This is a genomic window from Nocardia sp. NPDC049526 (assembly GCF_044465765.1).
Classification (GTDB): Bacteria; Actinomycetota; Actinomycetes; order Mycobacteriales; family Mycobacteriaceae; genus Nocardia.
Map to the genome: position 1 here is coordinate 148,059 of NZ_JBITMA010000007.1, position 26,048 is coordinate 174,106.

Sequence of the window (26,048 nt, forward strand, 5' to 3'; positions counted from 1 at the left end):
CGCCCGGCCCTCGTTTGCCTGCCGGCGTAGGCCCTGCTGCTACCGATGTCATCGGCATACCTACGCGGTCATGCTGGTGCTGATCAGCGCGAGGCTGATCGGGGGCAATGGACAAGGAAGGAAGGGAATGCGTATCAGGAGGATGGTTATCGGCGGTGTGGCGGCCGTCGCCACACTCGTCGGGGTGAGTTTCGGCGCGGCCGGTCAGGCCGCCGCGGCCTCGGCGAACTTCGGCACGCTGCGGACTCTCGGCAGTATCTGCATCGGCGGGGTGAACAGTTACGTATGGGATATCTACAACCGCAGCGGAGTCCTCGGCGGTCAGATGACCTTCGATCTCTGGACGCCGACATTCGGCCAACCCTGCACGGTGGGCGTCTCGGTGAATTGGCGCAATCTCGACAGTGGCGCGACCGGCACCTATTCGAGCGTGCTCACCGGTAACGGCACATTCGATTTGCGGTCACAGCAGTTCGAGCTGCCGACCGGTCCGGGCCGAGTCGCCCTTTCCCTCACAACGGATCGACCCGATCTCCCCGTACCCGATACCGAAATCGTCGTTCCCTGATCCAGCTTCGGCAAAGACCCGCATATCGGTGCCGATATGCGGGTCTTTCGTTGCGCGTGTTACCTGGTCAGTGCCGTTTCGCGCGCGGGCGGGCGGCGATCGGCCGTCCTGGTGCGACGAACCATCCGGCGGCGGACCTGGGGGTCGTAAACGGCCAGGTCATCGTCGAAAGCCAGCTGTTCCCAGAGGAATAGGTTGGTGTCCGATGCCTTCTGGGCGGACTGCTCCGGCGTGTTTTCCGCCGCAGTGACATTCGGCTGGGGGGCCGAGATCAGTCGAACTGTGAAGCCTTGCTTGCGCAGGCTCATGGCGCCGGCGGCCAGTGCGGCACCGCATGCGGTGACGGCGCCGAGCGTGGCGGCGAAATCGAGACCGGCATTGGCGATTCGGTGCTCACCTCCGAGGTCGGTCGCCGAATTATTGCCGAAGAGCCAGCTGAAAAGTCCGGTCTGGTTTGCGGATTCGGTGATTTCGCGCAACTCCGGCGCTTTGCCATTGAGGTAGGACAAGGCGGCGAGTACGAAAAGTGCGGCGGCAATGCTGCAGCCCAGCACCAGATAGGAAAGCAGCCGACTGCGGACCCGGAAATACATCACGGTCGCGACGACCGCACCGGCGACGGCCAGGGTGGTGAGGACGGCCCAGGTGCTGCTGATGCTCACCACGGATTGGAATGAGCCGGTGGTGAATCCGTCGATCCGGCCGAAGGCGTTGGAGGTGACGGTGCCGTTGGGCCCGGTTGCCGAAATCCAGGGCTGGAACAGCAATAGGAAGGTGACCAGACCCAGACCCGGGGCACACAGATAACCCCAGTCGGATCGTAGATCGAAGCGTTGTGCGGTCACCTCGCCGATGAGATCGTCATCGTTCCCGGGGCGACCGAGCTGAACATTGTTTTCTTGCCAAGGCGTTGTGTGTGCCATTTCTAACCACACCTGCTGTGCCGCTTTCGGTTTCGCGGAAGCGGACGCTGCGGGGCATGTCCTCCTGGGACGAATAATAGGAATTGGTACAGACGACATCGTCTGTTAACAGAAAGTTACGTTAGGACTCCTCGGTCTGTGGGGCAACGTGACCCCATGCACACGAAACTTGTGAAACGGCCGTGATACGCGTGCCGCCGGGGAGGATGAATTCGATGAAACTTGCTCTCTTGTAGGCGTTTTCGCGGTCGGCAAAATGCGCGGGCAGCCGCACCGGAACGACTGCGGCAGCCGCACCGGCTGTGACCCGATAGACAGCCGCCCCGGGATGCCTACCAGCGCACCGGGATCGAGCTACCGAGTGTGCGGCAACAACCGGTAGCGCCCCGCGAGCCCGTCCAGCAGCGATTCCAGACCGACCTCGAATGCGTCCTGATCGATCCGCTGCTGCCGCTCGGCGAGCAGATGTGCCTCGTTCAGGTGGGGGTACTCCTCGGCATAGACCTCGGCGTCGGCGGGGAAGCCTGCGGCGAACGAACCGAGCGACGATCCGGTGAGGAAGTAGCGCATCAGCGTGCCCACGGTCGTGGCTTCCCGGCGCGGCCAATTCGCCGCGACCAAACCGCCGAATACGGCATCGGCCATGCGTAATGCGTTGGGCCGGCGACCGGGTCCGCTCGCCAGTGCCGGGACGATATTGGGATGCGCGGCGACCGCGCTCCGATACGAGTGGGCCCAGCGGCGCAGCGCAGATCGCCAGTCCGGATTATCGGCCGACAGCTCGCCGAACATCGAGGTATCCACCTCGCCGAGCACGGAATCGACCACCGCATCGATGATTTCGTCCTTGGTGCCGACATGGTTGTACAGCGACGGTCCCTGCACGCCGAGTTCGGCGGCGAGACGGCGGGTCGAAACCGCAGCCAGCCCATTCGCATCGACGAGGGTCAATGCGGTCTCGATGATGCGCTCGTGGGTGAGCAGCGGTCGGCGGGGTCGGGCCATGTATCGCCTCCTCTCGGTGCTCGCATTCTTGCAGCAGCAGGGTAAAACTTGCGCCGCTAGTTTCCGTCCCGTACGGTTGCCCAGAAACTTGCGCTGCTAGTTTTTGGAGAGCGATGACGAGATTCACCGGGCGTGCGGCATGAACGCGACACTGTCCCTGGCGAGCATCCTGGCCGAACAAGCGAGACGGCGACCCGACCGGATCGCGCTGATAGAAGGCGCGCAGCGGATCACCTTCGCCGAGCTGTGGCACCGGGCGCGGAGTCAGGCCGCCGCGTTGATCGAACTCGGTGTACGGCCGGGCGACCGGGTGGCGTTGATGTGTCCGAATACCGCCGAGTTTCCGGCCGCCTACTACGCGATCATCGCCGCGGGTGCGGTGGTTGTCCCGGTGCATCTGCTGCTGACGGCGGGTGAGGCCGAACATGTGCTGCGCGACAGCGATGTCCAACTGCTGGTGTGTCATCCGTGGTTCGCGGAGGTGGGCCGAGCGGCCGCCAACGCTGCTGGGGTATCACTGGTCGAGCCGAATTCCCTTGATGCACAAGCTATTGCGAACTTCGTAACGCGACGACCCGAGGATCCGGCGGTGGTGTTCTACACCAGCGGGACCACCGGTCGTCCTAAGGGCGCCGAGCTCAGTCACCTGAATATGGTGCTGAACGCCACGGTGAATGCCTTCGACGCCAACGATGTTCGCAGCGATGATGTGGCGCTCGGTGCGCTGCCGCTGTTCCACGTATTCGGACAGACGGTCTCGATGAATGCGACGTGGCGGGCCGGCGCCACCCTGGTGCTGCTGCCCCGTTTCGAAGCCGCCGAGGCCATCCGCTTGATGAAAGCCCAGGGCGTGCACACTTTTCACGGCGTACCGACCATGTATGTCGGCTTGATCGGCGCCGCCCGTGACCTGCCGGATCCGCCACGACTGCGGCTGTGCATCTCCGGCGGCGCATCGCTGCCGCAACCGGTGCTGGAGGCATTCGAGGAGGTCTTCGGCGCGCGGATCCTGGAAGGCTACGGGCTGTCGGAGACCTCGCCGACGGCGGCGGTGAACCAGCCGGACTTCGGCGTGAAACCAGGGACGGTCGGACATTCGGTCTGGGGCGTCGATGTGGAGATCGCGGATCCGTCCGAGACGAAGCGGATTGTGCTGCTGCCCACCGGTGAACTCGGCGAGGTGGTCATCCGCGGCCACAATGTCTTCAACGGGTATCTCGGGAAGCCGGAGGTCACGGCAGCGGCGGTGGTCGACGGCTGGTTCCGCACCGGTGACCTGGGTGTCAAGGATGCCGAGGGCTATCTGACGATCGTCGACCGGATCAAGGACATGATCATCCGCGGCGGGTTCAACGTGTACCCGACCGAGGTCGAAGAGGCGCTACTGCGGCATCCGGATATCGCCGCGGTCGCCGTCATCGGAGTGCCGGATGAGACCTATGGCGAGGAGGTCTGCGCGGTCGTCGTGCCCGCGGCGCCGGTGACCGCCGAAGACGTGATCGCCTACGGGCGTGCGCATTTGGCGAAGCACAAGTATCCACGACGGGTCGAGTTCGTCACGGAACTTCCGCTCGGGCCGAGTCATAAGGTGCACAAGAGAGAGCTGAAGAAGCAGTTCATCTGAGAATTTACGCCCGACCGTGTAGCGCGAAATAATTCGATATACGCATTATCGCGATCTTTTGTGATCGCAACCTGGATTGCACCTTCAATCCCTGGATGATCGGTGGCGGCGGAAAGCTCTAGCCCGCAACGCGATTCACCTCGACGCCGGGCGGTGCGGTCGATGTCCACACCGCTCGGCTGCGAAAGGTGCTGCACCGCAAGGTCACACCTCGAGGTCCTCTTCGATGGACTTGAGGCGGTGCCGAGCCAGCGCGAGGTTCGCCCGGCCGCGGTCCAGGGCGATATAGAGGAAGAGCCCCTTGGACTTGCGGCCGGTCATCGGGCGGATGATGTGGTACTGGCCGGTCAGCGTGATGAGGACATCCTCGATATCCTCCTTGATCTGGAGCTGCTCGATGGTCCGCAGTTTGGCGCGCACCACCTCGGTGTTGCCCGCCGCGGCGACCTGCAGATCCAGAGCCTTGGAACTGCCGAGCATGCCGAGGGCCATGCCGCTGCTGTAGTCGACGACGGCGGCGCCGATCGCGCCGTCTATCCCCATCATGTCCTTCAGCGCCAGATCCATATTCGTCATATCGGTTCCTTTCGATCGGTTTTCCAGGTCCGGTCTTTTCCGGAGTCGGTGGCCGTCAGGTGATCGGCGATGTTGCGGGCGACCGGGCGCGATTCCAGGTGCAGGCGGCCGACATTCACCTCGGGCCCGGCGAGCACCATCAGCGAGGCCCAGCCCGCCGCGTAGATCACCGCGTGCCCGCCGGTGCCGTGCACCACGACCTCGTGGAATCCGCCGCCGTGCGCGGTGGCGGTCAGCTGATACGACAGCGACAGATGGGCCGAGGCCAGCGCGGCCATTCGGGTCGGCTCGATATCGGGTGGCAGATCGTGTGCGACGAGCAGTCCGTCGCTGGAGGCGACGAGCGTGCCGGTGAGATGAGGCAGACGATCGCGTAGCGCCTTCAGTTCCGCCAGCACCGCCGCATTCGGTTCGGGCCCGGACATCGCCACCTTTGTCAACCTTCCCATCAACTCGCCGAGCAGTTTCTTCCGCGCGGTCACGCAAGCTCCTCCAACGCCGCACGGAGGCGGATGAGCACGTCGCGATCGACCGGCTCCCAGCTCTCCGGGTGCGTGACCGGTGCTCGGCGCACCCGGCGCGGGAGAAACTGCCGCGGCTCGGTGCCCAGATCAGGCGGCTCGATCAGCCCCGCCGCGGTCAGCTCGCGCACCGCCACCAGCGCGCCATAGCTGGTGCGGCCCAGGTCGCGGGCGATACCGGTGATGCTGCGCCTGCTGTCGGCGGCGGCGAGTACTTCGGTCTGGCCGCCGCTGAGCGCGACGCGTCTGCGCCGGATGCGGCGCACCGGCACGACGGGAGCGCGGTCGACCAGTTCCGCGGGCCATGGTTCGGCCTCCGGATCACCCCGCCGGGCGCATTCGTGCAGCAGTACCTGCGGCGGGATGTGGCAGACCGGGGCCAGCCAGTGCGGCGGCGCCGACCGGAATTCTGGAACCACCGGCGTGGCGAGTAGAAAGTAGGCGGCGTCGAAGACCGACAGCAATGCCAGGGTTTCCAGTCGCGGCAGGACCGGCACACGGCCCGGTTCGCCGGCTGCGGCCCGTTGCCATTCCGCCGCGGTCGCCACACCGGCCGCGATCGCGAGCCGTTCCAGATCGGTGGTGCGCAGGCAGTCGGCGGCGGTTATCGCGCCGTCCGCGAGGTGAAATGCGCCATCGCCCGCGCACAGCACTCCGGTGCATCTTTGCTTTTCCAGTCGCCGCAGTTCGGTCGCGACGTCAACGACCATGAGCGTCCTCGACCAATTCGCCGAGAATTGTCCGGAGTCGAAATCTCGCAATGGCCAGATTTCCGGTGTCCTCGTCGAATAGCACGTGCACGAAAAGGCGACCGTCGAAGTCGCCGTTCACCAGATTCAACAGGTGATAGCCGCGGGTGCCGCACACGATGATCTCGGTGAGGTCGTCGTCACGGTCGGTCGCCAGCGCCGGACAGCCGAGCACCGTGCGGACCACATCGGTGGTGGTAGCGGCGTCCTCGTGCTGATCGACGTGGTCGTGCCGACCCGCCGCGGCGATCGCCAGACCGCTGGCACTGTCCACCATCGTCACGCTGCGCGCACCGGGAATGTCCATGATGCGTTGCAAGCAGTCGTCGATACCGATCACCGCGCCCGGCCTGTCATTTCGGGGATTCCAGCGGTCCAGACGCTACACACTGCGGCCGGGTGATGGAAGGCGAATTCTTCAGATTTCTCGGCGGGTGACGCATTTCCGCCGGATACGCGGATAAGAATACCCTTCGGTATCAATACCTTTCGGTATCCAAAATGTAAAACGGGCTGAATCCGGCACGGAATCCCCGCTTTTCGGCAGCCGGCGCTCGAATGCCATTCGGTAATAACGACTGTTGGTGCCGAGGCGGCGAGAATCACTGCGGCAGTGGAGAGTCGGCATTTCGATCAGCAAACGCGTATGTCCAGCATAGCTACTGCTGGGCGAACACTCGACCAGGCGGCCCGGCTGTGCGGGACGACGGAGCCTGGGCGGGCGCAGCCGGTGTACGGATGCCGGGCTCGGTTGGTGGCGGGGTGGCTCGGGTGGGGAGCCCGAAACTCAGTGCGGCGCGAGGCTTTGCAGGGCCAGTGCGATCAGTCGCGGCATGGCCGTCGCACCCTCGACGGTTCTGGGCTCGTGCAGATGTTCGGCGAGCGTGAGATGGACCTGGCCGTGCAGCATGGACCAGATCAGCGCGGCGATCTCGCGAACATCGCCGTGGATGAGGATCCGGTCCCGCTGCGCGTCGGCGACGAGTTCGTAGAAGTACGCGGCGCATTCGTCGGCGGCGTCGAGCAGAACCTGGCTGGGGGACTGGATCTGATAGTCGCCGAATTCGAGCCGGTAGTGGTCGGGGCGTTCCATCGCGCCGCGGACATAGGCGAGGCAGGCGCGGTAGAGCGGGATGTTCGCATCCGTCGTATCCGTGGCCGCCTGCCGCATCCGGCCGATCAACCAGGTCAGATTTTCCGCGGTCACCGCACTGAGCAGCGCGTACTTGTCCTGGAAGTGGCGGTAGGGCGCGGTCCGCGACACTCCGGTCGCGGCGCCGACGGCGCGCAGCGTGACATGGTCCGGACCGCCCTTGGTCAGCAACTCACTGGCCGCGGCTATCAGGGCTGTGCGGGTTTCGACGGCTTTGTTCATTGGCGGCGACCACAGCATCCTGACCGGCCGAGTGCATTCGACCTACGTCAGCAATCGGATGCCATTGGTCTACTGGAACAGGCTGTTCAACCAGCCGAGCCCGGTCACCGAGATGGCGGGCACTCAGGTCTGTGCCACATCGACGGCGTCGAGCCTCGGGCGTTCCCCGCGTCGGCTATTGATTGCTTCGAAGTTGCTGCGGTACTCCTCGGCTTCGGCCAAGATGAGACCCGTTGGTATGCGAGTTCTTCCCGGCAACACCCACACTTTCTGGAAGGGAGCTCGAATATGGCAGCCCAGGATGTAGCTACTGACAAGCGGTCGATGGAAGGCATCCACGCAGGCGACGAGATCGATGTGGCCAGGCGGGATGCGGAAATGGCGCAGATCCAGTGCCAGGCCTTCTGCAATGAGGCGCGCATAGACGCACAGAACGCCCGCCAGGCCGCGAGCCAGGCTGCGGCCCTGGCACGTCAGGTGCAGGGGCAGGCGCGGCAGGTGAACAATCAGTCGCAGATCGCGCACCAGAGCGCGATCCAGGCGGTTCAGCAGTCGCAGCAGGCTCGCCATCAGGCGCAGCAGGCCACACATCAGGCGCAGCAGGCCCAGAGTGAGGCGGATCGGGCGCAGAGCCAGGCGCAGCAGGCGGAAAGTCTGGCGCAGCAAGCTCAGGGGGAGGCCAATCAGCTGCAGCAGCGGGCGGCCGGTGCGCAAGGCCAGGCCGATGAGGCCACCCAGTTGGCGCAGCGGGCCGAGGATCTGGCGGCGCGGGCGGAGGACCGGGCCAATCAGGCGGACATGCAGCTGAACCATCTCCGGCAGCAGGCCAGGCACATGCAGATGCTCAGCCGCTGACCAGGCGCAGACGACCCGTGTGATACCGGCGATCGGCCACACCAGGCCAAGTGGTGGGCCGGTCGCCGGGCTCGGTACGGCTGGTGGTTGGCGACCCGGATCGAGCAACCACTCCCATCACAGGTCACTGAGGGTCATTGCTTCTACACTGGCCCGCATGTCTGTGCCACGGATGCTCGCATTGTTCGCGTTCGCCCTGCTCACGCCCCTCGCGGGAGCGGCGTGCTCGTCCGAAGGGGCCGGGTACAAGTCCGAGTGTCAGGTCAGCGGTTGTACGGTCACCTTCACGCGCGGCGTGAACGCGAAGGCCAGTGTGCTCGGCATCGAAGCGGAACTCGTTGCGGTGAAGGGCAATACGGTCACGTTGAAGGTAGCCGGTCAGCAGGTCGATATTCCGGTCGGGCAGACCCAAGCCACCAACGGGTTCAGCGCGACGGTGCAGGACGTCACCGATGACAAGGTCGTGGTTCGGATCAACACCGGCGTCAACGGCAATTGATCCTCAGCCGCTGGTGACTTCGCCGATGGCTTGATCGAGGATGGAAAGGCCGAGGGCCAGTTCGTCTTCGGTGGCAGTCAGGGGCGGGGCGATGCGGAAGACGCCGCCCATGCCTGGGAGCTGCACGATATTCATATGCAAGCCCAGTTCCAAACAGCGCCGCGTGACGAGTGCGCCGAGTTCGTCCGACCCCTGCTTGGTTTCGCGGTCGAGGACGAGTTCCAGCCCGACGAGCAGGCCGCGGCCTCTGATATCGCCGACTACGCTGTGCCGCCGGCCGATTCGCTCCAGGCCGCGCCGGAGGAACATGCCGAGTTCCGCGGCCCGCTCGTCGAGACGGTCGCGTACGAGGACATCCAACACGGTATTGCCGACCGCCGCGACCAGCGGATCCGAGACGTGGGTGGTGAAGAACAGGAACCCGCGATCGTGTGCCCGCTGCTCGATTTCGGCACTGGTGATCACGGCCGCGAGCGGCAGTCCCGCGCCGAGCGTCTTGGATAGGGTCAGAATGTCCGGCACGACGCCCTCGCGCTCGAATGCGTACCAGGATCCGGTGCGGCACAGACCGGTTTGCGCCTCGTCCAGGATCAGCAGCATGCCGCGCTCGCGACACTTGTCCCGCAGCGCGGCGAAGTAGCCGGGCGGCGGTTCGACGACGCCACCGGAACTGAGAATCGGCTCCACCAGGCAGGCCGCGAGACTGCCCACTGACTGAGCGTCGATCAGATCGAACGCGAAGTCGAGTTGCCGCCGCCAGTCGTGTTCGCCGTCGGCCGTGGTGAAATCGGGACGATACGAATTCGGCACGGGGATAGCGAAATTCCCTGGGGCGGCGGGACCGTAGCCCTTGCGCCCCGCGCTGTAGGTGGCATTCGCCGCCGCCTGCGTCATACCGTGCCAGGAGCGTGCGAACGACACGATCTCGTGTTTTCCGGTGACCAGCTTGGCCATTCGGATCGCGGCCTCATTCGACTCCGCACCGGTGGTCAGCAGCAGAGCCTTCTCCAGCGGTTCGGGCAGCGTCTCGGCCAGTCGCCGGGCGAGGTCGACGACCGGGCGGCTCAGCATGCCGCTGAACAGATGGTCGAGCTCGCCGACCTGGCGCCGAACCGTGGCGACGATATCCGGATGTGCGTGCCCGAGAATGGCACTCATCTGACCGGACGTGAAATCCAATATCTTCCTGCCACTTTCGGTGTGCAGGAAGCTGCCTGCGGCGCGGACGATGATTTCACGGGTGAATTCGCCTGCGCCCGCGTAGCGGATGAGGTGCCGATCGGCGTCGGACCAGAAGTCGTCGGTGGACAGTGCTGCGGTGGTTGGAGCGGCCATATTTCGACGGTAAGGGTCGTCCGAGCATCGGGTCCATCTCACATTTCCGGCTGTGCTGTTCGGCTCAGCCGCACAACAATGGACCCATGCTCAACCCTTGGCGACTGCGCCTGCTCAGCCGGCTCGACTCGCTCGGCACCGTCCGCGCGGTCGCGCAGGCGGCCAACCTCAGCGCGTCCAGCGTGTCTCAGCAGCTCGCCGTGCTGGAGGCCGAAACCCGCACCCAGCTGCTGGAACGCACCGGCCGCCGGGTCCGGCTCACCCCCGCCGGGTTGATGCTGGCCCGTCGCGCCAGGGCCATCCTCGATCAGATGGACAGCGTCGAGGCGGAGCTGCGCAGCCTCGGCGAGGAACCGGTCGGGTCGGTCCGGCTCGGCGCATTCCAGAGCGCCATCCATTCGCTGTGCGTGCCCGCGGTGACGCGCCTCGCCCGGACGCATCCGCATCTCGATGTCGAACTGGTCGAGTTGGAACCGCACGAGAGCATGCCCGCACTGCGGGTCGGTGACGCCGACATCATCATCACCACAACCGATTTCGTCGAACATCCGCTCGGATCGGATGTGGACATCGTTCCGTTGGCCACCGATCCGATCGTGCTCGTCCTGCCACCCGAGCGCGCCGCCCGCGGGCCCGCCGACCTCGCCGCCTACGCCGGCGAGCCGTGGGCCTTCGATATGCCGAAGTCGTATATGGCGAATCTGGCCACCCGGCTGTGCCGCGAATCCGGATTCGAACCGCGGGTGGTGTGCCGGTTCAGCAACTACCTGATGACGTTGCAGCACGTCGAAGCCGGACTTTCGATCGCGCTGCTCCCCGGCTTGGCGGTCGATCCGCGCTATCGCGTCGCGACCCGCGAACTCGCCAATCCCGTCACCCGCACGATCACCGCCGTCATTCGGCGCGGCGCACCGCCACGTGCCGCCGTAAATCTGGTTCTCGAGGAGCTGCGTCGGATTCGCGAACTACCGGTCGACCCGCGTCTATCGACGACTTTCGAAGCGTGACAGCCACTTTCGTCGCGGCCCCTCCGTGCCGTAACCTTTGGGCATATTGGAACCCGTGCAGTCAACGGACCGAGCCGAGCTCGACAACCGGCTGAACGCCGTTCCTGCACCTCAGGTGGCGTCATCACAGCGGATATTTTGCGCATGCCGCACAGCCGAACTGGCGAACCGCTTCCTCTGGTAGACGGGCTACTTCGGAATATGGCGCAATCCCGATAAGCCGGGTGAGGGTGATCTCGGCCGCCCCTCAGTACCGCTCGTTCCGGTGAATCCTGAGGAGGCGGACCTGGCGATGTCGCTCGCTACGCGGGCTATCGTCGAACTATGGGCGTTATGGGTGAACTGTTTCCCGGGCAGAAGCTGGACGATGAGGGCAGTGCGGACAGCGATGGTCAGGTGCACCGCCCGCGCGTCGAGATCGATCTCGACGCCGGTGTGGTGCGGCTCGGTCCTGCGGCGAAGTCGACTGAAGAATCCGAATAGCCGCAGGCTAATTGTGCGCGGGCAGCTCGCATCCGTCCGGCCCGCAGACGTCGGCTCCGCCGATGGTCTGGATGACCGGTTCCCGATCGGCCCAGGCCTGGTCCAGGGCTTGGGCGAAGACTTCGGAGGGTTGGGCGCCGGAGACACCGTATTTGCGGTCGAAGACGAAGAATGGGACGCCTCGGGCGCCGAGTTGGGCGGCTTCCTGCTCGTCGGCGCGGACGGCGTCGGCGTAGGCATTCGGGTCGTCGAGGACGGCGCGTGCGGCTGATTCGTCGAGTCCGGCGCTGACGGCGAGTCGCACCAGGCGCTCGTTATCGGCGAACAGGGATTGTTCTTCGGCGAAATTCGCGCGGTACAGGGCGTCGAGGAGGGCGTCCTGTTCGCCTTCGGCGAGTGCGAAGTGCAGCAGGCGATGCATATCGAAGGAGTTGCCGTAATCGCGGCCTTCGGTCAGATAGGGCAGGCCGATCGCGGCGGCTTGTGCGCCGATGCCGTGTTCATTGGCGGCCGCCTGCGCCTCGCTGATGCCGTACTTGTGCGCGATCTTGGCGATCACCGGACCGGATTCGTCGGCGGGCAGCGTCGGATCCAGTTCGAACGAGCGGTGCACCACCTCGACGTCGGAGCGGTGCGGGAAGTCGGTCAATGCCTGTTCGAACCGTTTCTTGCCCAGGTAGCAGAAGGGGCAATTGATGTCGGTCCAGATCTCGACCCGCACGGTCGACCTCGCTCTCGTTCGAACCCCCGGGACTGGTAACAGAGTCGGTGACCGGATCTGTTCCCGGGCACCACCGACTGACGTTCCCACTGGAGGTGAGTCGCGTCACTGCTGCACACCTAAGCTGATTTCATGGAGCAGAACTCCTCCCGAGCCATCGCATCTCGACGCGGGACCGCTCCGCCGGGACCGACGCAAGGCCGCGCCGCGGAGTTGGCCGATCTCCGGGCGCGGCTGGGACCGCTCCAATCTTACTGGGGCTACATACTGGCTGTGGTCGGCAGTACCGCCACCCTGCTCATGCTGTTCCAATCCTGGATCACCGCACAGGGACCCGACGGCAGGGTCGCCGCCAACGCGTTCGGTCGGCTCGAAATAACCACGAACGCGATGAACGTCTGGTCGAAGACGGCGCCCAAAACCCCGCCGGTCACCGGCACGTGGGCCATCCTCGCGAGCGCCGCCATCATCACCGCGCTCTGCGCCATCGTGCTGAATATCCGCCTTCGCAACGAACTTCTCGCCCGCCTTTCGATGATTTCGCTGGCGTGTGCGTCACTTTTCGTGATCCTGTGCTTGATCTACCTCAATGGCAAAGGTGCCGAACTCAAGGCCATGACCGGTCGCACCTATGACCTGGGTGGCCAAATCGGACAGATATTGAACTGGGCTACCGGTCGAGGCAAACTGGCCATCCCGGGCACCAGTACCGCCAGCTACGCATCCGCCGGTCTTACGCACTGGGGATTTCTCGCGGTAGCGACCTCGCTCGGCTCCACCATGGCGGCCGTCGCCCAGTGGCTGCTCATGCGTCGCGCGACCGACAATCCGGTCCGCCTGTCGTGGCGGATGCCCATTGTCCTTTCCCGAGCACCGTCGAACCGCGACTGACGCAATTCGCTACCGGGCGAATGCCTTCCGCAGTGCCGTCGCCGCATCGAGTCGGGCGCGCTTGCTGTCGTCGAAAGGATGCCGGACGAATTCGTGGATCATCCCCGGATAGCGAGCGACCGTGACCGGGACCCCTGCCTCCGCGAGGCGCTGACCGTACTCTTCGCCCTCGTCGCGCAGGGCGTCGAATTCGGCCGTGACAATGAGTGCCGGAGGCAGCCCGGTCAGGTCGGCGGCGAGCAGCGGGGAAACCCGCGGATCGCGCTTCTCCTCGGAACTATTCAAGTAGCTGTCCATGAACCACTGCTGGGCATCGCGGCTGATATTTCCGTACTTGCCCGCGTACTCCGTGATGCTGAAATTCGTTCTGCGGAAATCGAGATCGGGATAGATCAGCAGTTGGAAGGTCAGTGCCGGAGCGCCGTTGTCGCGCGCCATCCGCGCCACGACAGCCGCCAGATTGCCGCCCGCACTGTCGCCGCCGACGGCAATGCGAGTGGCGTCGACGCCGATGCTCGCCGCATGCTCGGCGACCCACTGCGTCGCCCCGAAGCACGCGTCGGGTGCGGCGGGAAACTTGTGTTCTGGAGCCAGGGGATAGTCGACCGAGACCACGACACATTCCGCACCGTTCGCCAGACTGCGGCACAGTCCGTCATGGGTGTCCAGATCGCCGAGCATGAACCCACCGCCGTGGAAGAACACCAATGCGGGGAATGGGCCTTCGCCATCCGGGGTGTAAATCCGGAGCCCGCCTATGCCCGGGACGGTGCGGTTCTCGATATCGGCAACGGGTTCCGGTTCACCCAGTAGGGCGATCTGTCGTCGCCATCCCTCGCGTGCCTGCTCCGGGGTAAAGGTGTGCACCGAGCCGAAATCCGCGCGGGCGAGACGGTCCAGATACGCCTGAACTTGGGGGTGCAGCTCTTCTTTAATTTCGCTCATTGGCCTATCGTCTGACTTGAAGCATGCTTCAAGTCAAGGAGTGGTGATGGTGCTCGACATCGCGGAAGTCGCCGAACGGTCCGGATTGGCGCCGTCGGCGCTGCGGTACTACGAGAAGCGCGGGCTCATCGAATCCGACGGGCGCAATGGTCTGCGGCGCACCTACCGGCCCGAGGTGATCGACCGCCTGGCGCTCGTATCCTGTGCTCGCGCAGCGGGTTTCACACTTGCGCAGATCGCGCGATTCCTCGTGGCCACGCCAGCCGATACCGAACTCCGCCGCCATATGGCGGAGAAGGCTCGGCAGTTGGACGAGGACATCGCCCGACTCACCCGCATGCGCGACAGCCTCCGCCACGCAGCCACCTGCACCCACCAACCGCTGGTCGAGTGCCCCGACTTCAAGCAGGCGTTCGGGTCGGTGCCGTAGCGGGGGTTCGCAGTGGGTCGTAACCGGGAATTCGCCGGCGGTTGGGCGACACTGGGTCGGTGGCCGCCAACCCACCCTCGGATGCCGCCGACGCGGGCCCACCCGACGATCGCGAATCGCGTGATCGCATGCCGAGTTGGCTGCCGCGCGCGATGGCGCTGGCATTCGTCCTGCTCGGCCTGTTCGAACTCGGTAGCTGGGCGGCGCATCGGCTGATCGGCTTATTCGTCATCATGCTCGTCGCCTTCTTCGTCTCACTGGCCATGGAGCCCGCGGTCGACCACCTTGCCGCACGCGGTATGCCGCGCGGCCTCGCCACTGGATTGGTTTTCGTCCTGCTGTTCGGCTGTGTCGTCGGCTTCAGTGCGGCACTGGGCACTTTGCTGGTCGACACCGTCGGCAATGTGATCGATGAATTGCCCCGGCTGCTCAATGAACTCGTCGGCTGGATAAACCGGACCTTCGATCAGGACTTCACGGTCGACCAGTTACGCGAACGGCTGCTGAAGGATTCGAATGTGATCACCGGATACGCCGAGCGGGCCGCGAACAATGCGTGGGGGCTGTCGAACACGATCCTCGGCGGGCTGGTCCGCTTCCTGATGATCGCGCTGTTCAGCATCTACCTCACCGCGGACGGCCCGAAAATGCGGCGCGCGGTGTGCTCACTGCTGCCGCCGCGCCGCCACGACACCGTCTTGCGCGCATGGGATCTGGCCATCGAGAAGACCGGTGGGTACCTCTACAGCCGCGCGGTGCTCGCGGTGATATCGGCGGTGGCACATGCGATTTTCCTGGCACTGCTCGGCCTGCCCGATTCGGTCGCACTCGGCATCTGGTTCGGCGTGATCGCCTCGTTCGTCCCGACCGTCGGCACGTATATCGCCGGGATACTGCCGATTCTGGTCGCGCTCACCATTCAGCCGATCGATGCGCTGTGGATCCTCATCTTCGTGGTGGTGTATCAGCAGTTCCAGGACTACATTCTGCAGCCGCGCATCACCGCGCGCACCGTCGATGTGAATCCGGCCGTCGCACTGCTCGCTGTGTTGGCCGGTGGCGCACTGCTCGGCGCGGTGGGTGCGCTGCTCGCGATTCCGGCGACGGCCACCGTGCAGGCATTTCTGGGGCTGTATGTGCGGCGCTACGAGGTCGCGGATGATCCGCGAATCGAGCGCACCGAGCGAAAGTCGCGCTCCGCTAAGCGTCTTCGGCGTTCCGGCTCGTGAAACAGGGCCCGGCGAGGTACTCGCCGGACCCTGTTTCGGCGCGACGTCAGGTGGCGCCGACCCCTCCGCGGCGCCAACTGTCGTTACGCGGCCGGTGTGGTCGGTACCGCGATGCGGCAGTTGGCGCCGGCTTGCCGCCGGTCTCGTTCGACGATGCGGGCGTGCAGCAGCACGACCGCCTGAGCCAATTCGAGGCCCAGATCAGCGGCCCGGATGGCGGCGATTTCCATGGCGAGCACGTAGTCTTCGGGATCCGGATCGCTCAGGGTCTCGTCGAGCACCATGCCGGTCATGGCCTGCTCCCGGGTCAGCAGTCGGCCGGGCAGCCAGCTCAGGACCCAGCCGCTGCCGGTGTAGCGGGCGGTTTCGGGGGTGATGTCGCTGGTGATCAACCAGTCGGTCAGCCTCAGTGTCATGACCCCTCCCTTGGTCGATCGAAACTATCTGTCCCGGAAAGCGGCTCCGGATCAGATGTGACGCTGACAACAATGCTATGGATCGCCACTTCTGGATGTCAACTAAGCATAGAAGCTATCTGAAGATATTTCTCAATCAATATTGCTTACATTTAAGCAAATTCGGCCTTGCATATCTGGAATCTCCTCCGCGAGAGCAGCTTTGAGTACCGGTATGCGCGTCCGAGGTCGTAGGTATCGGAGTCGCCTTGCGTAATATCCGCCCGCCCGTACAGTTTCCAGCGATCGACCAGAAAACTTCCATCGTCGCTATCGCTGCCTTGCGGCGTAACGTGGCTATGATGACGTCGGATGACACATCGTGAGCATTGAAAAATCCGAGCGTAGAGATGGAGGCGCGGCATGGCTGGCTCAGGGCCGGGCGGTGAGCAGGTCGGGGATCTGGTCCGTCGGCTCCGCACCGAACGCGGGTTCACCCAGGCCGCACTCGCGGCCAAGACAGGTTGTTCGCGCAGCCTGATCCAGCAGATCGAGAACGGGACTCGGGTGCCACCGCTACCGCTGCGCGAACGTCTCAGCCTGGCGCTCGGCCAGGAATTGCCCTCGACCGACGGTATCGCCGACGATCTCGCCGGCGGCGGATATCACGATCTGCGCATGCGCTTCAATGTCCTGCTCGGCAAGGACCCTGAACTCGTCGAGCGGGCGCTCGGCATCGCGGGCAGCCTGATCGATGCGACCTTCGCGCGGGAGGAGATCGAGCCGCTGCGCATGATCGCGGATCGGCAGCTGGAGCGGGCCGAGGAAATCCTGGCTCAGATCCCCTCGCGTAGCGCGACCGTCTGGGAATGGAATACCGTCAGCGACTGGTTGATGATCCTCGAGCAGGCCAAGACGTCGGTTCGCGCGATCCACACCGCTGATCTGGGCACCATCGGCGGCGATGTCGGCGACGACTATCACGCCGCGATTCTGCGCCTGGCCGATACGACCCATCCGCCCCGAATCGATGTGCGACGCATGTATGTCCTCGACACGATCGAGGATGTGTGGCCCTATGACGACAAATTGTGGAAACAGGTGCGTGCCGGGGTGGAGAGCGTGCTGGTCAAGCGCGAGCACGCGCGCAATGCGCAGAGCATGCTCATCGTCGACGAAAAGTATGTCGCCGTCGGTGAATACGACTATTCCCGGCAGGCGCGCGTGGCGACCCGGTTCTCGGCCTTGAAGCACGATGTCGCATTCGCGGTGCGCCGGTTCGAGCGTCTTTATGAGCTGAAGGTCGCCGGTTCGGGCATTGTCGTCAACGATATCGTCGCGTCACCGGAACTGGCCGGTTACGAGCGCCTCACCGAGGGCGATTGCCGCGGTCTGTTCCGTGCGGCGCTGGAACAGAGTTGGCGCGAGATGACCGCGCCGGGAGAGCCGTCCTTCGAAAGTGAGGTGTCGTGACTCGGCAGGCTGATAACGATCGGCTGCCTTGGCGGACACCGGCACCCAGCCTCGCCGCCCGCACCAATCGCTCCGAGGAGCGCAAGCGGGAAGTACGTCGGCATCTGGGTGCGCGGCCGCAGTTCGCGGGCACGGGCGACCGGACGTATTCGGATGTGCTGGACGCCTACCACGGCGAGACGGGTCTGCCGTTGGCCGAAAGTGCCGTCGCCGCACTGGATCTGGCGTGGCGCCAACTGATGCATACCCGACCCCCGGACGAATACGCCGACGGCACGCTGTATCACAAGCGACAGCCATTGGTATTGCGAGAGTTGGCGGCGCACAAGCTGTTCGGGCGATTGGCCGAGCCGGTCGACGGGATACCCGGAGTCCGGGTATCGCCGGAGGAGGTCATTGTCTGCCCGTACTCGAGCACCATGCTGCTAGAGGAGGCGATCGCGACGCTGGCCCGCCCCCGTGGTGTGATCGTGTATCCGGAAGGCCTGTACAAGAGTTCGGGCATTCACGTGGAGAAGTACGGTCTGCGGATGCAGGCGTGCCCGGTCGCGCCGGACGACTCCTTCAAGATCGACCCGGACCTGCTTGCATCCTGCCTGGACTACTTCGCCGACCGTGACGAACTGTGCGGCGTGCTGCTCACGCTGCCCGGGAATCCGGTATTCACCGACTATTCGGCCGATGAGTTGCTGGCGATCGGCCGGGTGCTTGTTGCCAGTGGGGTACCGGTCGTCTGCGATATGGCCTTCGATTGCATGGTGGAACAGCACATTCCGATCGCCGCGATGGAGATCGCGACCGACGATGGTGGGCGACGGCTGTACGACCAGGTGCTCACTATTACCGGAAACTCCAAGGGCTACAACGCCTTCGGGCCGTGCAAGCTGGGCGCGGCCTGCTCGGGTGATGCCGAATGGCTGGCCAGGATTCGAGAGCGGCTGACCATTTCGTTCCAGCGCGAGTCGACGCATCTGGCGCGGGCGATAGTCGAGCACACGCCCGAGAGTTACTTCGCGGAGAACCGCGTGCGAATGCTCGACCAGCTGGGTCGCGCGCACGGCCACATCGATGCGATCAATGCTCGGCTCGGTGCGAAAGTCATTCGGCCGCTGGGCAGTCGGCAGGGCATGTTCCTCACCGTGGTCTTCGACGAGGCGATCCTCGACCGAGCAGGCATCGAAACCAGTGCGGAGATAGAGGATCTGCTGCTCGCCGGTGCCGGAATCGATAGTGTCGCGCTGGACCGGACCGGATCCGAGCGACTCGGTGTCCGATTCAACGTGCTCGCGCCGCGCAAGGCGCCCGGGCACGAGTCGGCGGATCTGGTCGACGAATTGTTCGACCGGCTCGAACAGCTCCTGCATGAGATCCGGAATGGGCTGACCTATCCCAAAGTGCTGGCCGGGTGCGGTTTGCCCGTCATCGAACAACAATGATTATCGGAGTTCTGCGGGAGACCGCTGCCGAGGAGCGGCGCGTCGCGCTGATACCGGACGATGTGCGCGGGCTCGCGGGCGTGCGGGTCATCGTGGAGCACGATGCGGGCCGGTCCATCGGATTCGACGATGCGGACTACATGGCGGCCGGGGCACAGGTGGGTGAGTGTGCGGAAATCTTCGCGCGCTGCGATGTGGTCGTGTGGGTGAAACCTCCGGCATACCAACTGGATTCGGTGCGACCGGGGATGACCCTCATCGGATTCCAAGATCCCTTGCATCGCCACGACGTGATTGCGGGACTGCGCGCACGCGGCATCGAATCCGTCGGCTATGAAACCGTTCCGCACTCCCGCCCCGATATCGATGCGCTCTCCGCGATGAGCCGGATAGCGGGCGATGTGGCTTACGAGCAAGGGCGACAACTCCTTTCGACCGACGGTCCCGTGCGCGCGTTGATCCTCGGCTGCGGGCAGGCCGGACTTGCCGCCATCGCCACGGCGGCCGCCCACGGCGACGAGCCGACCGCGATGGGCAACCGCAAGGAACAGGAGTTCACCGCAATCCGGCACGGTGCCAAGGCATTCCTGCCGAATCCGGACGGGCTTCGCGCCCACCTCGCCGCCGACCCGCCCGCCCTCATCATCTGTGCCGCCGTGCACCGCGGCTCCCGCGGCCCACTGCTGCTGGACGCCACCGCACTCGACGCACTCCGCACCGGGACGGTGATCGTCGACCTCGTCGCCAAATCCGGCGGCAATTGCGTTGCCACCGTACCGGATCGCACCGTAACCCTCTCGAACGGCGTGATCGTCATGCACCGGTCGAACTACCCGACCCTGCGTCCGGTGGAAGCGAGTCACGCCTACAGCGCGGCCACCGCGGCCTTGCTGAAAAGCCGGACTGCGTTCAGCGCGGAACAGTGATCGGGTCGGTGCAGCTGGCCGCCGCGTCGACCAGTGAGCAGGGCTGGGGTGCCCGAGTCGGACGGTAGTCGCCGGGCACACCGCTGTTGCGGGTAATGGCGGTGTAGGCGGGCACCGCGTCGGTGGGGTTGCGGGTGAGCGTCGGATCGGTCAGCACATCCACGGTGTAGAGACCGAAACGCGGTGTGTAGCTGCCCCATTCGTAGTTGTCGGTGAGGCTCCAGTAGTTGTAGCCGATGACATTCATGCCGTCGGCCTCGGCGCGCTGGATCCAGTAGACGGTATCGCGCAGATCGTCGCCGCGGGTGTAGCCGTCGGCGCGGGGATTGCCGTTTTCGGTGGGCATGCCGTTCTCGACGATGTAGAGCGGCTTACCCGGAAACTGGCGCGAATAGTGTTGCAGCGCATAGTAGATGCCCTCGGGCTGCAGCGGGTTGTTCCAGAGCTTCGTCAGGTTGTCGATCTGTGCCGTCACGGTGTCGGGGGATATGCCGTAGTAGTAATCGATGCCGACGTAGTCGAGTTTCGCGGCGATCTTGTCGATGAACGGTTTATTGACCACATCCTCGGCCGCCGGGATATAGGCCACATTGCTGGTAACCATGGCGCCGGGCTGCACCTGGTGGATGTGGTCGTAGATGGCGTTGTGTGCCTGGGCGAGTCGGTCCTGCATACCGGGCACATCGGTGGCCTGAAGTCCGCCGTGGCGCAGTTCGTTCAGGCCGTAGAAGGTGGGTTCGTTGAAGGTGACCCACAGTGGGTTGTCGGCGGCGTAGCGATCGACGACCGTGCGGGCATTGGCGAGCCAGTCCGAGACCATATCGGGGTTGTGCCAGCCACCACGGTCGACCTCCCAGCCGGGGAACACCCAATGATCCAGCGTGATCATGGGCCGCATACCGGCGGTCTCGATCTTCCCGATCACATTGTCGTAGAAGCGGAATCCCTCCTCCGACCACACACCCGGCTGCGGCTGCACGCGCGCCCATTCGACGCTGATCCGGTACACCTTCACACCCAAGCCCGCGGCCAGGTCGATATCGGAGGCGTAGCGGCTGTAGAAGTCGACCGAATCCCGGTACGGATCATCGGTTTTGCCCGCCGCGCCATAGCGGCTCCAATTACTGTCCGGCGCATGGCCTTCGGACTGGTAGCCCGAGGCCGCGACACCCCAGAGGAAGTCCGGTCCGAGCGGCGCGACCTGTGCGGGCGGCTCCGGCCGCGCGAAGGCGGGGGAACTCGGCAGGAGTGCGGCGGTCAGCACGGCCACACAGAGAGCGCGGAGTCGCATCGGATGGTGCTCCTGTTCGTCGAGGGTGCCTCGAATAAAAACCGTACAATGCTCGGTTTTTGCTGGCAAGACCACCCGCGGTTCGTGCCTACACTGACTCGATGGCGAAACGAGGTCCCTACGGTAAGGGCATAGAACGGCGGGAGCAGATCCTCGATGCCGCGCTGCGCACCATCGCCGAGCGCGGCTACTCGGCCACTTCGGTCGCCGAGCTGGCCGATGCGGTCGGGCTGAGCCAGGGCGGGCTGCTGCACTACTTCGGCTCGAAGGAGGAACTGTTCGTAGCCGTGCTGCGTAAGCGCGACGAATCCGACGTCGCCGCATTGCACGGCTCCGCACCCGAGGCCTTCATCGAGGTGATCCGCCGCAATACCGAGGTGCCCGGGCTGATCGAACTTTTCACCCACATGCAGGCCGCCGCTTCCGACTCGACCCATCCGGCCCACGACTACATGCGGCAACGTTATCGCCTAGGCATCCAAGCCTTCTCCTACGCGCTGCGCGAGATGCAAACAGCAGGCACCCTCCCCGCCGATATCGACACCGACAGCGCGGCAACCATGTTCTTCGCCCTAGCGGACGGTCTCCAGGCCCGCTGGCTGATCGACCCCACCATCGACATGGCCGCCCAACTCGAACAGGCCTGGCGTCGCTACATCGGAAATACGCCGCGCTGAGGCGCCGTACTCGGTTACTGCGCCGCCCCCGAACTGTCGGGTTCGTCGACCCGCTGCCAGCACACGATGAGTTCGTGGCGGCCGAAGCGGTCCAGGTCGCGGGAGACGAGTTCTCGGATCCGTTGCAGCGCTGTGTCATCGGGCGAATCGATGCGCACGACCAGCGCGTCGGCATCGGCGCGCAGGACGCATCGGCCCCACGGTTCGAAGACGACGGTGGTGTTGGTATTGCTCGATTCGACACGTAACTCCACGCGGCCGCCGTGCCCGCGCATCCGGTGACCGCGCGGCGTCCCCATTGCTGTTGCGTGCTGGGCGAATTGACGTATGTATCGGCCCGGGCGATCGGTCGGGATGCGGGCTTCGATGGTGGGCATCGCCGATCACACCCGGGTGATCGCGACCAGCCACGCCCGGACGCTGTCCGGGGCCGGGGCGATATCGATGGTGGATTCCTCGATCGAGTCGATGCGCCAACCGTCCGCGAAGGCGGCGGTGATGTCGTCGCGGCCGAGCCGGTGCGGACCCGAGCTGCCGGGCTGACGATCGCTGAATCCGAGCATGAAGTAGCTGCCGCCCGGACGTAGTGCCGTGGCGAGGCTTTCGACGTAGGCGATGCGAGCCGCCGGGTCGAAGATGTGGAACAGGCCACAATCGAGCACCGTATCGAAAGTTTCGCCGAGTTCGGCCAGTCGCAGCGCGTCGTGGCGGATGAACCGGACGTCGAGGCCGCGGTCGCGCGCCTTCTGCTCCGCGATCCGGATTGCCTGCGCCGATTGATCGATGCCGGTCGCGGCGTGCCCCAGTCGTGCGGCCAGCATCGCGTGTTCGCCGGTGCCGCAGCCGATATCGAGAACCCGGCCACGTAGTCGCCCGCTCGTGGCGAGCGTGTCGAAGGCCGGTTGGGGGCGGTCGATATCCCAGGGCGGTTTGGTGGCGTACAGGCTCTCGGGCCCGGCCGGGCGGGGGTGATCTGGGTGGAGGTCGTGGGTCGGTGTGAACATCTGCCGTCTCCTGTCGATGCGGGCTGGGCTCGTGACGTGCAATAATTCAATTTATCGAGACAAAGTGTCTCTCATCAATACATAGTGTATCGACCAAAGTCGAATTGTATAGTCGGGAGGTGCCGAAGCTGTGGAACGAAACGATCGAGGCGCACCGTCAGCAGGTCCGGGACGCGATCCTGGACGGCACCGCGGCGCTGGTGTTCGAGCGCGGGCTGCGGGCGGTCACGATGTCGCAGGTGGCCGAGCGCGCAGGCATCGGGCGGGCGACGCTGTACAAGTATTTTTCCGATGTCGACACCATCCTGCGCACCTGGCACGCGCGCCAGATCGATACGCACATCGGCGAACTCGCGCGCATTCGCGACGGTGCGGGCAATATCGGCGAACGCCTTGACGCGGTACTCACCGCCTACGCCCATATCGCACAGCAAACCCGCAGCCACGACCGTGAATTGGTGCGATTCCTGCACCCCGACGAGCAGATCGTCAACGCGCAGCAGCAGTTACGCGAGATGATCCGGCAGCTGATCGAAGAAGGAGCCGAGGCGGGTGAGCTCCGCGACGACGTACCCGCCGACGAACTGGCCAACTATTGTCTGCACGCACTCGGCGGCGCGGCCGAACTCGGCACGGAAGCCGCTGTCGCCCGGCTGGTTTCGGTTACCGCGAACGGATTACATGCCGCCGTGCGGTGATCGGTGGTCATGGTCGTGCTCGGTGTCGGGGGAGCCGCCCATCATGCGCAGCATCGGGATTCCGCCGGTGCGTACGAAGATCGTGATCAAGGCGGCGGCGAGGATGAGGAAGACGATATTGAGCCAGGTGGTGTAGTTCCAGCGGATTCCTTCTGCCATCACCATGGCGTTGCGCTCGGTGGGGATGAGATTTGTTGCGCCGAAGAGGATTTCGACGACATATCCGGCGCCGGCCATGGCGGTGTAGAAGGTGGCGAGCAGGGTGAGGGTCATGCGGGTGCCGTAGTACTTGCGGTAGATATTGAGGATCGGGAGGATCAGCAGGTCGGCGTAGATGAAGGCGATCACGCCGCCGAAGCTGATGCCGCCGTTCCACAGCACCGCGGCCAGCGGGACATTGCCGATCGAGCAGACGAAGGACAGGATCGCCACCAGCGGCCCGACGATCGGTCCCCAAATGGCCGACAGCAGTGGATGATCGGTGAGGAAGAAGTTCTGCCACAACGTTTCCGGCACCCATGCGCCGATCGCCCCCGCGATGAGCAGACCGATGACGAGATCGCGCAGAATCGCGGCCCATTCCATCACGAAAACATGGGAGACCGCGGTGAGCCCCGGCCGCGACAGCAGCCTTCGTATGAAGGAGCCTTCGGCGGCAACCGCCATATCCATGGCGGCATGGCCTTCCATCGATCCGGCGAGTCCACGGTCGGCTTGGCGGCGGGCCTCCTCGACGAGCTTGGACCGCACGAACAATCGGAAAAGCGCCGCGAGCAGCACGATCATAATGGGACCGCCGACGAATTCGGCCGCGGTGAACTGCCAGCCCATCAGCAGCGCCAGGATGACGCCGAGTTCGATGACGAGATTGGTCGAACCGATTTCGAACGCCATCGCGGCGGTGAAATTCGCCCCCTTGCGGAACAGCGAACGAGCCAGCGCCACGGCCGCATACGAGCACGACGAGGAGGCCGCGCCGAGCCCCGCGGCAATGGCGAGGGTGCGCGGCCGATCATCGCCCATCAGCCGCAGAATGGTCGACTTACGCACCACCGCCTGCACCACGGCCGACAGCGCGAAGCCGAGAACAAGAGCCCAGAGGATCTCCCAGGTCATCGACCCGGCCAGGGATAGCGCGTGCCAGATAGCGTCCACCACGCGAAGCTATACCCCTACGCGGCAACTCTCTCGTTCAGGCGCTGCGCAAGACGAGGACGGTGATTTCGCTGGGCGCGAAGACCCGGAATTGCGGACCCCAGAACCCGGTGCCGCGGCTGGTGTAGAGCTGGGTGTGCTCGCCGTGGCGGCTGAGACCGGCGACCACGGGTTGTTCGAGGCGGACCAGATAGTGGAACGGCCAGATCTGGCCGCCGTGGGTGTGACCGGAGATCTGTAACGCGACCCCCGCCGCTGCGGCCTCGATGACCTGCCTGGGTTGATGGGCCAGCAGGACGACGGGCGCGTCCGGGTCCGCGCCCGCGAGGGCGGCCGGGAGGTCGGGCCCGTGTCCGGACAGGCCGACGCCGGTGGGGTCGTCGATGCCCGCGAGCACCAGCCGGTCACCGCCGCGGGTGATCGTCTCGTGTTGGTTGTGCAGCGGCTGCCAGCCGATCGAGGTCATATGCTCGATCCAGCCCGCCGCGTCGCCGAAGTATTCGTGGTTGCCGGTGATGTAGAACCTGCCGAGCGGAGCCTCGATCTTGCCGAGCGGATCGACCTGCGGATGCCGCTTCTCGACCGAGCCGTCGGCGAGATCGCCTGCGTGGCAAGCGATATCGGGCTGCTGGGCATTCACCACATCGACGACCTTTTCCGACCAGCGCAACCGGTCCAGTGCGGCGTAGTGGGTATCGGTGATGACCACCATGCGCAGTCCGTCGAGCGCCTGCCCGAGTCCGCGGATCGCGACATCCAGAGTGCGCACCCGAGGCACCCGGCGCGCCTCGAGCACACCCCAGATCGATAGCGCGGCGGCGATCACGAATACCCCAGCGGCGACGATCCTGGACCGCGCCGGATCGTCCACCCCGCTCACGGCCAATCCGAGCCCGACCACATTGCCGATCACCGACCAGCTGAAAACCACCCACATCAGCCCGAGCAGGGTGTCGCCGACGATGGACGCCGCGTCGTGCTGCCGCGGACCGTGGCCGAGGAACATCGCCGCGGGCAGACCTACGAAACCGGCCAGGAAAACCGCCGAGCCGAGCCAGAACAGCGCCCCGTCGGTCGTGGCGCCGATCAAGGTCCACCACGGAACAAGAAAAAGCAGGGCGGGAATCGCCAGAAACAGGACGATACGCGGAACGTATTTCACGAAAGTTCATTCCTCGCGGGGGATGGTGCGGCGCACGGTCCCACCACCGGAGCACCATGGGCGCTATCGACGATAACAGCGTTGACGCAAGTGCG

General features: G+C 64.9%; 30 protein-coding genes. 13 read left to right on the plus strand and 17 right to left on the minus strand.

Annotation, left to right across the window (positions count from 1 at the left end; all coding sequences use genetic code 11):
* Positions 1-127 precede the first annotated feature (127 nt).
* Positions 128-568, plus strand: a complete 441-nt coding sequence (locus tag ACIBW7_RS22650) for a hypothetical protein (RefSeq protein WP_397049290.1) — start codon at positions 128-130, stop codon at positions 566-568.
* 59 nt (positions 569-627) lie between these two features.
* On the opposite strand, the gene ACIBW7_RS22655 is transcribed toward ACIBW7_RS22650, so the two are convergent.
* Both ACIBW7_RS22655 and ACIBW7_RS22660 read right to left on the minus strand, forming a co-directional pair.
* Entirely contained in the window at positions 628-1,491 is an 864-nt protein-coding gene (locus ACIBW7_RS22655) for a hypothetical protein (RefSeq protein ID WP_397049292.1), read from the minus strand.
* Positions 1,492-1,845: 354 nt separating this feature from the next.
* Entirely contained in the window at positions 1,846-2,496 is a 651-nt protein-coding gene (locus tag ACIBW7_RS22660; protein ID WP_397049294.1) for a TetR/AcrR family transcriptional regulator, read from the minus strand.
* 139 nt (positions 2,497-2,635) lie between these two features.
* Here ACIBW7_RS22660 and ACIBW7_RS22665 point away from each other — a divergent pair, with 139 nt between their 5' ends.
* Positions 2,636-4,120, plus strand: a complete 1,485-nt coding sequence (locus ACIBW7_RS22665; protein WP_397049296.1) for a long-chain fatty acid--CoA ligase — start codon at positions 2,636-2,638, stop codon at positions 4,118-4,120.
* Positions 4,121-4,324: 204 nt separating this feature from the next.
* On the opposite strand, the gene ACIBW7_RS22670 is transcribed toward ACIBW7_RS22665, so the two are convergent.
* The 6 genes from ACIBW7_RS22670 to ACIBW7_RS22695 all read right to left on the minus strand — a co-directional run bounded on the left by ACIBW7_RS22670 (position 4,325) and on the right by ACIBW7_RS22695 (position 8,175).
* Entirely contained in the window at positions 4,325-4,696 is a 372-nt protein-coding gene (locus ACIBW7_RS22670; protein WP_327093724.1) for a hypothetical protein, read from the minus strand.
* Positions 4,693-5,178 carry a roadblock/LC7 domain-containing protein gene (locus ACIBW7_RS22675; protein ID WP_397049299.1) on the minus strand — a complete coding sequence of 162 codons (486 nt, stop codon included), beginning with the start codon at positions 5,176-5,178 and terminating at the stop codon, positions 4,693-4,695. Before ACIBW7_RS22675 ends, ACIBW7_RS22670 begins: the two co-directional genes overlap by 4 nt.
* Entirely contained in the window at positions 5,175-5,927 is a 753-nt protein-coding gene (locus tag ACIBW7_RS22680; protein ID WP_397049301.1) for a hypothetical protein, read from the minus strand. The genes ACIBW7_RS22675 and ACIBW7_RS22680 overlap by 4 nt, the downstream gene beginning before the upstream one ends.
* A complete protein-coding gene (locus ACIBW7_RS22685) occupies positions 5,917-6,306 on the minus strand; it encodes a hypothetical protein (RefSeq protein ID WP_397049303.1) in 390 nt (129 codons plus the stop codon). Before ACIBW7_RS22685 ends, ACIBW7_RS22680 begins: the two co-directional genes overlap by 11 nt.
* Before the next feature lie 447 nt (positions 6,307-6,753).
* Positions 6,754-7,341, minus strand: coding sequence for a TetR/AcrR family transcriptional regulator (locus tag ACIBW7_RS22690; protein WP_397049305.1), 588 nt, complete (start codon positions 7,339-7,341; stop codon positions 6,754-6,756).
* 123 nt (positions 7,342-7,464) lie between these two features.
* Positions 7,465-8,175: a hypothetical protein gene (locus tag ACIBW7_RS22695; RefSeq protein WP_397049307.1), complete on the minus strand. Its 711-nt coding sequence runs from the start codon at positions 8,173-8,175 to the stop codon at positions 7,465-7,467.
* Positions 8,176-8,353: 178 nt separating this feature from the next.
* On the opposite strand from ACIBW7_RS22695, the gene ACIBW7_RS22700 reads away from it, so the two are divergent.
* A complete protein-coding gene (locus tag ACIBW7_RS22700; protein ID WP_397049309.1) occupies positions 8,354-8,695 on the plus strand; it encodes a hypothetical protein in 342 nt (113 codons plus the stop codon).
* Positions 8,696-8,698: 3 nt separating this feature from the next.
* Here ACIBW7_RS22700 and ACIBW7_RS22705 read toward each other — a convergent pair whose 3' ends face one another.
* Positions 8,699-10,030, minus strand: a complete 1,332-nt coding sequence (locus ACIBW7_RS22705) for an aspartate aminotransferase family protein (protein WP_397049311.1) — start codon at positions 10,028-10,030, stop codon at positions 8,699-8,701.
* Positions 10,031-10,116: 86 nt separating this feature from the next.
* On the opposite strand from ACIBW7_RS22705, the gene ACIBW7_RS22710 reads away from it, so the two are divergent.
* Both ACIBW7_RS22710 and ACIBW7_RS22715 read left to right on the plus strand, forming a co-directional pair.
* On the plus strand, positions 10,117-11,037 hold the full coding sequence (locus tag ACIBW7_RS22710) for a LysR substrate-binding domain-containing protein (protein ID WP_397049313.1): 921 nt from the start codon (positions 10,117-10,119) through the stop codon (positions 11,035-11,037).
* Positions 11,038-11,361: 324 nt separating this feature from the next.
* Entirely contained in the window at positions 11,362-11,520 is a 159-nt protein-coding gene (locus tag ACIBW7_RS22715) for a hypothetical protein (RefSeq protein ID WP_397049315.1), read from the plus strand.
* Positions 11,521-11,527: 7 nt separating this feature from the next.
* Here ACIBW7_RS22715 and ACIBW7_RS22720 read toward each other — a convergent pair whose 3' ends face one another.
* Positions 11,528-12,241, minus strand: a complete 714-nt coding sequence (locus ACIBW7_RS22720; RefSeq protein WP_397049317.1) for a DsbA family oxidoreductase — start codon at positions 12,239-12,241, stop codon at positions 11,528-11,530.
* Between the two features lie 132 nt (positions 12,242-12,373).
* Here ACIBW7_RS22720 and ACIBW7_RS22725 point away from each other — a divergent pair, with 132 nt between their 5' ends.
* Positions 12,374-13,132, plus strand: a complete 759-nt coding sequence (locus ACIBW7_RS22725) for a hypothetical protein (RefSeq protein WP_397049319.1) — start codon at positions 12,374-12,376, stop codon at positions 13,130-13,132.
* Between the two features lie 9 nt (positions 13,133-13,141).
* Here ACIBW7_RS22725 and ACIBW7_RS22730 read toward each other — a convergent pair whose 3' ends face one another.
* Positions 13,142-14,077 (minus strand): alpha/beta hydrolase, encoded by a 936-nt coding sequence (locus ACIBW7_RS22730; RefSeq protein WP_397049321.1) that lies wholly within the window; start codon positions 14,075-14,077, stop codon positions 13,142-13,144.
* A 46-nt stretch (positions 14,078-14,123) separates the two neighbouring features.
* Between ACIBW7_RS22730 and ACIBW7_RS22735 the strand changes: the two genes are divergently transcribed.
* Complete coding sequence (locus ACIBW7_RS22735) at positions 14,124-14,507, plus strand: MerR family transcriptional regulator (protein WP_397049323.1); 384 nt, start codon at positions 14,124-14,126, stop codon at positions 14,505-14,507.
* Between the two features lie 59 nt (positions 14,508-14,566).
* Positions 14,567-15,736, plus strand: a complete 1,170-nt coding sequence (locus ACIBW7_RS22740; RefSeq protein WP_397049325.1) for an AI-2E family transporter — start codon at positions 14,567-14,569, stop codon at positions 15,734-15,736.
* An 83-nt stretch (positions 15,737-15,819) separates the two neighbouring features.
* On the opposite strand, the gene ACIBW7_RS22745 is transcribed toward ACIBW7_RS22740, so the two are convergent.
* Positions 15,820-16,152, minus strand: coding sequence for a hypothetical protein (locus ACIBW7_RS22745; RefSeq protein ID WP_357467908.1), 333 nt, complete (start codon positions 16,150-16,152; stop codon positions 15,820-15,822).
* Between the two features lie 402 nt (positions 16,153-16,554).
* Between ACIBW7_RS22745 and ACIBW7_RS22750 the strand changes: the two genes are divergently transcribed.
* The 3 genes from ACIBW7_RS22750 to ACIBW7_RS22760 are packed head-to-tail and all read left to right on the plus strand — an operon-like array spanning position 16,555 to position 19,966.
* Positions 16,555-17,604 (plus strand): helix-turn-helix domain-containing protein, encoded by a 1,050-nt coding sequence (locus ACIBW7_RS22750; protein ID WP_397049328.1) that lies wholly within the window; start codon positions 16,555-16,557, stop codon positions 17,602-17,604.
* Entirely contained in the window at positions 17,601-19,040 is a 1,440-nt protein-coding gene (locus ACIBW7_RS22755; protein ID WP_397049330.1) for a pyridoxal phosphate-dependent aminotransferase, read from the plus strand. Before ACIBW7_RS22750 ends, ACIBW7_RS22755 begins: the two co-directional genes overlap by 4 nt.
* Positions 19,037-19,966, plus strand: a complete 930-nt coding sequence (locus tag ACIBW7_RS22760; RefSeq protein WP_397049331.1) for a hypothetical protein — start codon at positions 19,037-19,039, stop codon at positions 19,964-19,966. The genes ACIBW7_RS22755 and ACIBW7_RS22760 overlap by 4 nt, the downstream gene beginning before the upstream one ends.
* Here ACIBW7_RS22760 and ACIBW7_RS22765 read toward each other — a convergent pair.
* Positions 19,950-21,257, minus strand: coding sequence for a family 1 glycosylhydrolase (locus ACIBW7_RS22765; protein ID WP_397049332.1), 1,308 nt, complete (start codon positions 21,255-21,257; stop codon positions 19,950-19,952). The two genes, ACIBW7_RS22760 and ACIBW7_RS22765, sit on opposite strands and share 17 nt — an antisense overlap.
* A gap of 101 nt (positions 21,258-21,358) precedes the next feature.
* On the opposite strand from ACIBW7_RS22765, the gene ACIBW7_RS22770 reads away from it, so the two are divergent.
* Positions 21,359-21,934, plus strand: a complete 576-nt coding sequence (locus ACIBW7_RS22770) for a TetR/AcrR family transcriptional regulator (RefSeq protein WP_397049333.1) — start codon at positions 21,359-21,361, stop codon at positions 21,932-21,934.
* 14 nt (positions 21,935-21,948) lie between these two features.
* Here ACIBW7_RS22770 and ACIBW7_RS22775 read toward each other — a convergent pair whose 3' ends face one another.
* Together ACIBW7_RS22775 and ACIBW7_RS22780 are read right to left on the minus strand one after the other, a co-directional pair.
* The gene (locus ACIBW7_RS22775; RefSeq protein WP_397049334.1) at positions 21,949-22,311 is read right to left on the minus strand and encodes a DUF2218 domain-containing protein; all 363 of its coding nucleotides are present in this window, start codon (positions 22,309-22,311) and stop codon (positions 21,949-21,951) included.
* A gap of 6 nt (positions 22,312-22,317) precedes the next feature.
* A complete protein-coding gene (locus ACIBW7_RS22780) occupies positions 22,318-22,938 on the minus strand; it encodes a class I SAM-dependent methyltransferase (RefSeq protein WP_397049335.1) in 621 nt (206 codons plus the stop codon).
* A gap of 119 nt (positions 22,939-23,057) precedes the next feature.
* On the opposite strand from ACIBW7_RS22780, the gene ACIBW7_RS22785 reads away from it, so the two are divergent.
* On the plus strand, positions 23,058-23,636 hold the full coding sequence (locus ACIBW7_RS22785) for a TetR/AcrR family transcriptional regulator (RefSeq protein WP_397049336.1): 579 nt from the start codon (positions 23,058-23,060) through the stop codon (positions 23,634-23,636).
* On the opposite strand, the gene ACIBW7_RS22790 is transcribed toward ACIBW7_RS22785, so the two are convergent.
* Positions 23,616-24,794, minus strand: a complete 1,179-nt coding sequence (locus ACIBW7_RS22790; RefSeq protein WP_397049337.1) for a permease — start codon at positions 24,792-24,794, stop codon at positions 23,616-23,618. The two genes, ACIBW7_RS22785 and ACIBW7_RS22790, sit on opposite strands and share 21 nt — an antisense overlap.
* 34 nt (positions 24,795-24,828) lie before the next feature.
* Positions 24,829-25,953, minus strand: coding sequence for a metallophosphoesterase (locus ACIBW7_RS22795; RefSeq protein ID WP_397049338.1), 1,125 nt, complete (start codon positions 25,951-25,953; stop codon positions 24,829-24,831).
* Positions 25,954-26,048 lie beyond the last annotated feature (95 nt).

What these genes read in the sequence shown, in the direction of transcription:
- ACIBW7_RS22650 (WP_397049290.1), top strand. Translation starts at nt 128, where the DNA reads ATGCGTATCAGGAGGATGGTTATCGGCGGTGTGGCGGCCGTCGCCACA.
- ACIBW7_RS22655 (WP_397049292.1), bottom strand. Translation starts at nt 1,491, where the DNA reads ATGGCACACACAACGCCTTGGCAAGAAAACAATGTTCAGCTCGGTCGC.
- ACIBW7_RS22660 (WP_397049294.1), bottom strand. Translation starts at nt 2,496, where the DNA reads ATGGCCCGACCCCGCCGACCGCTGCTCACCCACGAGCGCATCATCGAG.
- ACIBW7_RS22665 (WP_397049296.1), top strand. Translation starts at nt 2,636, where the DNA reads ATGAACGCGACACTGTCCCTGGCGAGCATCCTGGCCGAACAAGCGAGA.
- ACIBW7_RS22670 (WP_327093724.1), bottom strand. Translation starts at nt 4,696, where the DNA reads ATGACGAATATGGATCTGGCGCTGAAGGACATGATGGGGATAGACGGC.
- ACIBW7_RS22680 (WP_397049301.1), bottom strand. Translation starts at nt 5,927, where the DNA reads ATGGTCGTTGACGTCGCGACCGAACTGCGGCGACTGGAAAAGCAAAGA.
- ACIBW7_RS22690 (WP_397049305.1), bottom strand. Translation starts at nt 7,341, where the DNA reads ATGAACAAAGCCGTCGAAACCCGCACAGCCCTGATAGCCGCGGCCAGT.
- ACIBW7_RS22700 (WP_397049309.1), top strand. Translation starts at nt 8,354, where the DNA reads ATGTCTGTGCCACGGATGCTCGCATTGTTCGCGTTCGCCCTGCTCACG.
- ACIBW7_RS22705 (WP_397049311.1), bottom strand. Translation starts at nt 10,030, where the DNA reads ATGGCCGCTCCAACCACCGCAGCACTGTCCACCGACGACTTCTGGTCC.
- ACIBW7_RS22710 (WP_397049313.1), top strand. Translation starts at nt 10,117, where the DNA reads ATGCTCAACCCTTGGCGACTGCGCCTGCTCAGCCGGCTCGACTCGCTC.
- ACIBW7_RS22715 (WP_397049315.1), top strand. Translation starts at nt 11,362, where the DNA reads ATGGGCGTTATGGGTGAACTGTTTCCCGGGCAGAAGCTGGACGATGAG.
- ACIBW7_RS22725 (WP_397049319.1), top strand. Translation starts at nt 12,374, where the DNA reads ATGGAGCAGAACTCCTCCCGAGCCATCGCATCTCGACGCGGGACCGCT.
- ACIBW7_RS22730 (WP_397049321.1), bottom strand. Translation starts at nt 14,077, where the DNA reads ATGAGCGAAATTAAAGAAGAGCTGCACCCCCAAGTTCAGGCGTATCTG.
- ACIBW7_RS22735 (WP_397049323.1), top strand. Translation starts at nt 14,124, where the DNA reads ATGGTGCTCGACATCGCGGAAGTCGCCGAACGGTCCGGATTGGCGCCG.
- ACIBW7_RS22745 (WP_357467908.1), bottom strand. Translation starts at nt 16,152, where the DNA reads ATGACACTGAGGCTGACCGACTGGTTGATCACCAGCGACATCACCCCC.
- ACIBW7_RS22750 (WP_397049328.1), top strand. Translation starts at nt 16,555, where the DNA reads ATGGCTGGCTCAGGGCCGGGCGGTGAGCAGGTCGGGGATCTGGTCCGT.
- ACIBW7_RS22760 (WP_397049331.1), top strand. Translation starts at nt 19,037, where the DNA reads ATGATTATCGGAGTTCTGCGGGAGACCGCTGCCGAGGAGCGGCGCGTC.
- ACIBW7_RS22765 (WP_397049332.1), bottom strand. Translation starts at nt 21,257, where the DNA reads ATGCGACTCCGCGCTCTCTGTGTGGCCGTGCTGACCGCCGCACTCCTG.
- ACIBW7_RS22770 (WP_397049333.1), top strand. Translation starts at nt 21,359, where the DNA reads ATGGCGAAACGAGGTCCCTACGGTAAGGGCATAGAACGGCGGGAGCAG.
- ACIBW7_RS22775 (WP_397049334.1), bottom strand. Translation starts at nt 22,311, where the DNA reads ATGCCCACCATCGAAGCCCGCATCCCGACCGATCGCCCGGGCCGATAC.
- ACIBW7_RS22780 (WP_397049335.1), bottom strand. Translation starts at nt 22,938, where the DNA reads ATGTTCACACCGACCCACGACCTCCACCCAGATCACCCCCGCCCGGCC.